At 50.3% G+C, this 6875-nt stretch carries 7 protein-coding genes and 2 tRNA genes; 1 reads left to right on the top strand and 8 read right to left on the bottom strand.

Annotated elements, in window-relative coordinates; translation table 11 throughout:
* Positions 1–199: 199 nt before the first annotated feature.
* The 3 genes from DWZ45_RS12325 to DWZ45_RS14835 all read right to left on the bottom strand — a co-directional run bounded on the left by DWZ45_RS12325 (position 200) and on the right by DWZ45_RS14835 (position 3293).
* Entirely contained in the window at positions 200–394 is a 195-nt protein-coding gene (locus tag DWZ45_RS12325; RefSeq protein WP_022358896.1) for a DUF951 domain-containing protein, read from the bottom strand.
* 23 nt (positions 395–417) lie between these two features.
* Entirely contained in the window at positions 418–1140 is a 723-nt protein-coding gene (locus DWZ45_RS12330) for an NAD-dependent protein deacylase (RefSeq protein ID WP_118469346.1), read from the bottom strand.
* A gap of 98 nt (positions 1141–1238) precedes the next feature.
* Positions 1239–3293 (bottom strand): GNAT family N-acetyltransferase, encoded by a 2055-nt coding sequence (locus tag DWZ45_RS14835; RefSeq protein ID WP_118469347.1) that lies wholly within the window; start codon positions 3291–3293, stop codon positions 1239–1241.
* A gap of 328 nt (positions 3294–3621) precedes the next feature.
* Between DWZ45_RS14835 and DWZ45_RS12340 the strand changes: the two genes are divergently transcribed.
* Positions 3622–4986 carry an MATE family efflux transporter gene (locus tag DWZ45_RS12340; protein ID WP_118469348.1) on the top strand — a complete coding sequence of 455 codons (1365 nt, stop codon included), beginning with the start codon at positions 3622–3624 and terminating at the stop codon, positions 4984–4986.
* Here the strand turns inward: DWZ45_RS12340 and DWZ45_RS12345 are convergent.
* From DWZ45_RS12345 to DWZ45_RS12365, 5 genes are all read right to left on the bottom strand, one after another.
* Entirely contained in the window at positions 4963–5166 is a 204-nt protein-coding gene (locus DWZ45_RS12345; RefSeq protein WP_118469349.1) for a hypothetical protein, read from the bottom strand. The two genes, DWZ45_RS12340 and DWZ45_RS12345, sit on opposite strands and share 24 nt — an antisense overlap.
* A gap of 90 nt (positions 5167–5256) precedes the next feature.
* Positions 5257–5916, bottom strand: a complete 660-nt coding sequence (locus DWZ45_RS12350) for a hypothetical protein (protein ID WP_118469350.1) — start codon at positions 5914–5916, stop codon at positions 5257–5259.
* A 153-nt stretch (positions 5917–6069) separates the two neighbouring features.
* Complete coding sequence (locus tag DWZ45_RS12355) at positions 6070–6456, bottom strand: thioesterase family protein (protein WP_022358901.1); 387 nt, start codon at positions 6454–6456, stop codon at positions 6070–6072.
* Between the two features lie 206 nt (positions 6457–6662).
* Positions 6663–6733 (bottom strand) — tRNA-Cys (locus DWZ45_RS12360).
* 5 nt (positions 6734–6738) lie between these two features.
* Positions 6739–6810 (bottom strand) — tRNA-Glu (locus tag DWZ45_RS12365).
* Between the last annotated feature and the right edge of the window lie 65 nt (positions 6811–6875).

Raw genomic sequence — 6875 nt, forward strand, 5'->3', positions numbered from 1 at the left:
AGCAGGGAGTAAGGATTTTTGTGTTATATATTACCGAATATCTATGATACCAAAAAAGGAACGGCTTGGCAAGCACTTTTTCGAGATTTTCTATGTAAATTTTCTCGTTTTTTCCGGGCTTTCTGCCCCTTCTTACTGCATTCTTTTACTGACTGCCAGATCATGAAGCTGCCTGCATCTGTACGCCCCCCCGCCGCTCTTATTCGGACTTCTCTCCCGCTTTTTTCAGTCCTCTGGTACTCTTTTCTACCAATGGTCGTGCCATCATCACCTGATGCCCGCAGCCGGCACATTTCAAACGGAAATCCGCGCCGACCCGCAGGATCTCCCACTCATGGCTGCCGCACGGGTGCGGCTTTTTGAGTTTTACAATATCTCCAACCTCGTATACCATTTCCTCTCTCCCCTGTTACTACCTTATACTCCGACCGCGTCCCCCAGCACCTTCCCAATGCTGTCGCTGATAACCAGATCCGCCTGACCATCGCGCGAGGTCGCTGATTTATTGATCAGAACCAGTTTATTTCCATGATAATAATCAATCAGCCCCGCTGCCGGGTACACCACCAGCGAGGTACCGCCGATGATCAGCATATCTGCCTTGCGGATATGGGCAATTGACCGCTCAATTACCTCATTGTCCAGTCCTTCCTCATACAGCACGACATCCGGCTTGATCACGCCGCCGCAGCCGCACTTCGGCACGCCCTTCATCTTCAAAATATCATCCAATCCGTAAAACCTGCCGCAGCGCGTACAATGGTTGCGGAGCACCGATCCGTGCAGCTCCAGCACCTCTTTGCTGCCTGCTGCCTGGTGCAGCCCGTCGATATTCTGGGTAATAACCGCTTTCAGCTTTCCTTCCTGCTCCAGCTTCGCCAGCGCCAGATGCGCCCGGTTCGGCTTTGCATTCGGGAACAGCATCTTATTGCGGTAAAACCGGTAAAATTCCTCTGGCTTTCTCATATAAAAGCTGTGGCTTAAAATCGTTTCCGGCGGATAGTCATACTCCTGATGGTACAGCCCGTCCGTGCTTCTAAAATCCGGGATATTGCTCTCGGTCGAAACACCCGCCCCGCCAAAAAATACAATATAATTTGACTCATTAATCCATTTTTTTAATATGTCTGTCTCTCCCATCTGACGCACTCTCCTCTCCTTTTTCTGAAAACATACTGTTTCTATTAGTTTACATAAAGTCAGCATATTTTCTATACTATACAATTACAGCACGCACTCTACACAATCTCATCCAGATACACGCCGTTCACCGTATCAACCTGTGCCAGAATCTCTGCCAGCTCCTTATTTTCAAACTGTCCGCCCCAGATTTCTTCCGCTTTCCGGCAGCCAAACAGCCAGCTTACCAGCTCTTCCGGCTTCGTCTCCAGCCATATGGAAACATTTTCCGTGCAGCCGCAGGTATCCGGCTCCGGTTTCCGCGCCTTCAGGCTGGAACCTGTCTCCCCAATCGTCCAGACAAATTCACCGTTGTTCATTTCCAGAATCGGATCGTTCATGCGGATGCCGAGTGTAAGCATACGTTTTTCTCCTCCCTGCTGCTCTGCCTGTTTTAAGCCAAATGCCGCCAGCAGCGCCCCGATATTCGTCAGGCGCGCCATATTCCACGGCTTCTCTCCTGTCTTGACCGTGTATGCGTCCTCCGCATACAAAAGCCGGTGTTCACGGACTTCCCAGCCCCAGTAGGCATCCAGACCAACCAGCCTGCCGTCCTGTTCCAGGAATTCCAGCGTGCCATTTTCGGAAGCCAGCTCCTTGATGAAACGGCTCATATACGCCGCATCCCGGCGCGTATACATCTCATACCGTGCTCCCAGCCACTGTTCCATATAGACAGCAGCCCGCCCGCAGTCCTCCGGCGTATCCTGGCACACCGTGCGCGTCAGCGTCTGTTTCGCCTCCTCGGTCAGCTCATAGAATGCCACATTTCCGATGAAGGTAAATCCCATCGGCGCATACACAGCCGGGTTGACTGGAACCAGATACGTGATCGGCTTTCCGGCTGCCTCCTCGTCGTGAAGCATTTTCACAAATACGTCCCGGAAATGTCCTTCGCGGCGGCGGCTCTCCTCGGTCGCCACCCCGACCAGATAATCGAGCTTCCAGAGGCGTCCACGCAGCTTCACCGCATACGGATTGTACTGCACCATCGAAATCAGAAGTCCATTATCCTTTTTCACCAGAATCTCGTTATCCTTCGTCTTTTCCTTATAATAATACTCGATAAAACTCTCCGAATCTTCCGGGAAACACATATGCCAGAGATGCTTCGTCTCGTCCTTATCCTCCGCGTCCAGATACGTCAGCACACTTCCCGCCGTCGTATTGGCGATCTGCTCCGCCCAGTGATAGCCCTTGCTGCCGTTTAACAGCTGTTCTACCAGATATTTGCGTGCATAATCCGCCGGATAATACGTCATTTTCGCCTTCCGGAGTCCCTCTAATCCCATATCGTCCTCGCGGTTGACCCACTCAGCCTCAGGAAATTCCTCTATCAGGAACTGTTGGTTGATAAACTGGTACAGACCGTTGATCTCCGGGTTTGCCTTCTCAATATGGATAACCGCCATATGTTCCACCGGATTGTAGCTTCCGATCGTAAATGCCTCCATCTGACCGTCGATATACACGCCGCCCATGTGGATGCTGAATTCTGAACAATTTTTCAGAATATCGTGAATGCCCTTTACCTCATAATCGAGATGTTCCTCGACCTCCTCGCCCTTCTGCTGTCTCCAGCGGTCCAGAAAAACCCAGACATCGTGGCTGTCCGAACAACACAGACGGCGGTACTCATAGCGCCCCTCATATTCGCGCTTAAATGCGTTGACGCGGTTTTTCTTCTTATGCAGTTTCTTTCCCGCCAGGGAACGCATCGCATCGCCGTTGTAGAGATAATCCCTCGAATCGACCTGCTCTTCCACCAGATATTTGTCCTCCGGCAGATTTAAATATTTCACTGCATACTCATCCGCCAGATTGATAACCAGCGGATATCCCAGTTCTTCATTAAAATACTCCTCAATCGCCGCAAACGCCCCTGGCAGGTCTTCCTCCCGGCACAGCGGCATCGCGGAAAAACAATGTCCTTCATTCTCCATCAGCCATAAAAGCGCCTTATTTTCCCAAATTGCATAACGGACATTATAATAATCTTTCCAGACATAGCTCTCCAGAAATACGCTGTCGCACGTCATATTGTGGCGCATCGCGTAAAACGGAAGCATCTCCTGGATACTGTTAACTTCAATTTTTTTAAACTCTAAACTCATGAAACCTCCTGTGTAAAATCAAAGTGGGTTTTATTTGCCTTCTCATATTATACCATAAATACTAAATTCAGCTATCGCCTTTGGCTCTGCTTCATTAAGTATTTAGATATGACTCGCACTAAGCTCGAAAACACCTCGCTAAGTGCTCATATTATACCACAAATTTCCTACTTAAAAACAAGGATTTTCTTCCCTTGACTCTATAATTATTGTAGACATTATAGTTATTTCTGATAAACTATACTCAGAAAATGATTTCTACGGCGTTTTCTTTCTGACGGCCGACGGCGGAGTCATCTATTTTTACCAGAAAGACGAGGATTTATTCATGGAAAAGAATCTCACCTCCGGCAGTGTGCTGAAAACAGTTATCTATTTTTCCCTGCCATACTTGTTATCTTATTTTTTGCAGACACTCTACGGCATGGCGGATCTGTTTATTATCGGGCAGTTTGGCGGTGTGGATGGGACGACGGCGGTCTCGGTCGGCAGTCAGGTCATGCATATGCTGACGGTTATGATCGTTGGTCTGGCGATGGGCGCAACGGTTCTCATCGGACGCGCGGTCGGCGCGGGTGACCGGAAGCTTGCGGCGCGCGGCATCGGTAACACGATTTCCTTATTTGCAGGTCTGTCCATTCTTCTGACCGGACTTCTGCTGACGACGGTTCACGGCATTATCAGGCTGCTGTCTGTCCCGGAGGAAGCGGTAAACGGCACCGCGGCATATCTGATGATCTGCTTTGCCGGCATCCCGTTCATCACCGCCTACAATATCATCAGCTCAATTTTCCGCGGCATGGGCGACTCCAAAAGTCCGATGTATTTCGTTGCAATCGCCTGTATTATCAATATTGCGCTTGATTACCTTTTAATGGGCGTGTTTTCGCTCGGTCCGTCCGGCGCGGCGCTCGGCACGACCCTGTCACAGATGTGCAGTGTCCTGATCGCCCTGGTCGTAATCATTAAAAAACGGATGTTTCCGGGTTTTCGTCTCCGTGACCTCCATCCACATAAGACTACCATAGCCTCCATCCTGCAGGTCGGAATCCCAGTTGCAATTCAGGACGGCTTTATACAGGTTTCTTTTCTGGTTATTACCATGTTTGCCAACCAGCGCGGATTAAATGATGCGGCGGCGGTCGGAATCGTTGAAAAGCTGATCGGAATCCTGTTTCTGGTTCCATCCTCGCTTCTCTCCACGGTTTCCGCCCTCTCCGCTCAAAATCTGGGCGCCGGAAAACCTGAGCGTGCCCGTCAGACGCTGCGCTACGCGATCTGCATCACATTTTCTTTCGGGCTGATCATCGCAATCGCCATGCAGTTTGCTGCCGGTGCCGCCGTCTCCCTCTTTACTGATGAGGCAGAGGTTGTCCGGCTCGGAACCCAGTATATGAAGAGCTATGTGCTGGACTGCATGATCGCCGGTATCCATTTCTGCTGCAGCGGTTTCTTCTGCGCCTGCGGACTGTCCGGGCTGTCGTTCCTGCACAACTGCATCTCGATCGTGGTAGCGCGCATCCCGCTGGCATGGCTCGCCTGCCGCTATTTCCCAGAAACACTGTATCCAATGGGACTCGCCGCGCCGATCGGATCTCTCATCTCCGTTGCCATCTGCCTGATTGCATTGCGGTGGATTAGACGGCATCCGGAAAAGCTGGTTATGAATTTACATCCAGTTGAAACTGAATAAATGCTGCATTCCCATCTGGATCTTGAAACTTCCATCCGCCAGTTCGACAAGTCTCAGACGGAAACAGCGGTCTGACCTGGAAAGGTCGATGTCGGCATTTCGCCGGAGGCTCCCTCCGTTCCGGGCACAGACAAATGGCAGGAAACTACCTGCATGGTTGTCCGCTTTCGCGGCAGCCATCAGGAAGCTCCTGCCCCATATAAAACTCTTCTGCAATTTATCCGGGAGCATTCTCTCCCCATCACCGGATTCTACCGTGAGATCACCCGCTTACTTTTCCCGCATCTCCAGCAGTCTCCATGCCTTCTTATTCTGGACTTCCAGCACGGAACCACAATATTCACACTTTTTCAACCCCAGCTTCTGAATCGGTGCACCGCAGTTTGGACAGATAAGCGAAACCGCTGCCCCTGCTGTTTTCGCATCCTCATAGACATATACCAGTTCCGTCTCATAAACCGTCTGAATCAGATTCGAATGCAGTTCTGACTGCATCTCAGGCGTTTTCTCATATTCAGTCATTTCCTCATACTCGACCGCCGACTCACACAGAATCCGGCAGAGTCCTTTTTCCTTCTGATAGCGGCTGATGACCGTCCGGTGAATATGTATCTTCTGATACTCTTTTTCCAGTTTTTTTCTCAATTCTGTCTCGATCTGAGCCTTCCACTCGCTCCAGTTAAACTCCGGGAAATCTTTTGCAATCTGCGGCAGGCACAGCCGGTCCATTCCCGCCAGCGAACGCGGTTTGGATGCGTCTGGCTGCGTCAAATCACCTTCCGATAAATGCTTTGCCACATACCGAAGCACCTGTACCTCCGGCGTACTCGCCAGCTGCCGTATTTTCCTCTTTATTTTGCGGTAAATCCACCAGACAAGCGCTGCCGCAATCAAAATGCCAATGATCCACCCTATCGTTTCTGTCCGCACCGCTGCCTCTCTTTCTATGTTGCTGCACACACACGTGACCAGTAACCTTTCTTTATCTCTATTCACACGCATGGCATACCACAAACTGATTTTGCCGCTCCCCCTTATTCCAGAACGGCAAAATCCGTGCATGATACTTAAACCTGATACTCCTTATTCCGCCTTGCTCGCTGCCTTGTCGCTCATCGCCTTTGAATTTACCATGATCCGCAGATGGGACCCTTCGCCGCATTTGCCCTTCTCATCGTTTACTTCAATATCAAACCACATTTTCCGGCGCTCAATGCTGCGGAGTTTTGCAGTCGCTGTTACCTTCATTCCCACCGGCGTCGGCGCCAGATGGCGGCAGTGAATCTCCGCTCCGACCGTCGTCTGTCCTTCCTCCAGATACGATTTCGCCAGTTCCAGCGCTGCCGCCTCCATCAGGGCCACCATATTCGGAGTAGACAAAATTTGGGAACCTGCGCTTCCGATTCGCTTTGCCGTCATCTCATCCGTTACTTCCCAGGTCAGGCTGTATTCCTGTAATTTTTCTGCCATTTTCGCTTCCTCCATATTATAAAATAATTTTGTCGCGGCTATGTTAAAATGCCGTTTCTTGAATGATTCTATTATAGCAGAAGATGCGAAAATCCGATAGCGCCATCTTACTTCACAGCGAATCAAACAGTTGAAATCCCGAAAATCCTTGTAAAATACGGCTTTTCAGGCATAAAAAAAGGAACCATCTTTCGATGATTCCTCAGAGGCGACAACCAGATTTGAACTGGTGATCAGGGTGTTGCAGACCCACGCCTTACCACTTGGCTATGTCGCCATAAATGACCCCAACGAGATTCGAACTCGTGTTACCGCCGTGAAAGGGCGATGTCTTAACCGCTTGACCATGGGGCCAGATATTAAATTAAAACTCCCCGAGTAGGACTCGAACCTACGACAGCGCGGTTAACAGCCGCGTG

The organism is Clostridium sp. AF32-7AC (genome assembly GCF_003477925.1).
In the GTDB taxonomy this organism is placed as follows: domain Bacteria; phylum Bacillota; class Clostridia; order Lachnospirales; family Lachnospiraceae; genus Otoolea; species Otoolea fessa.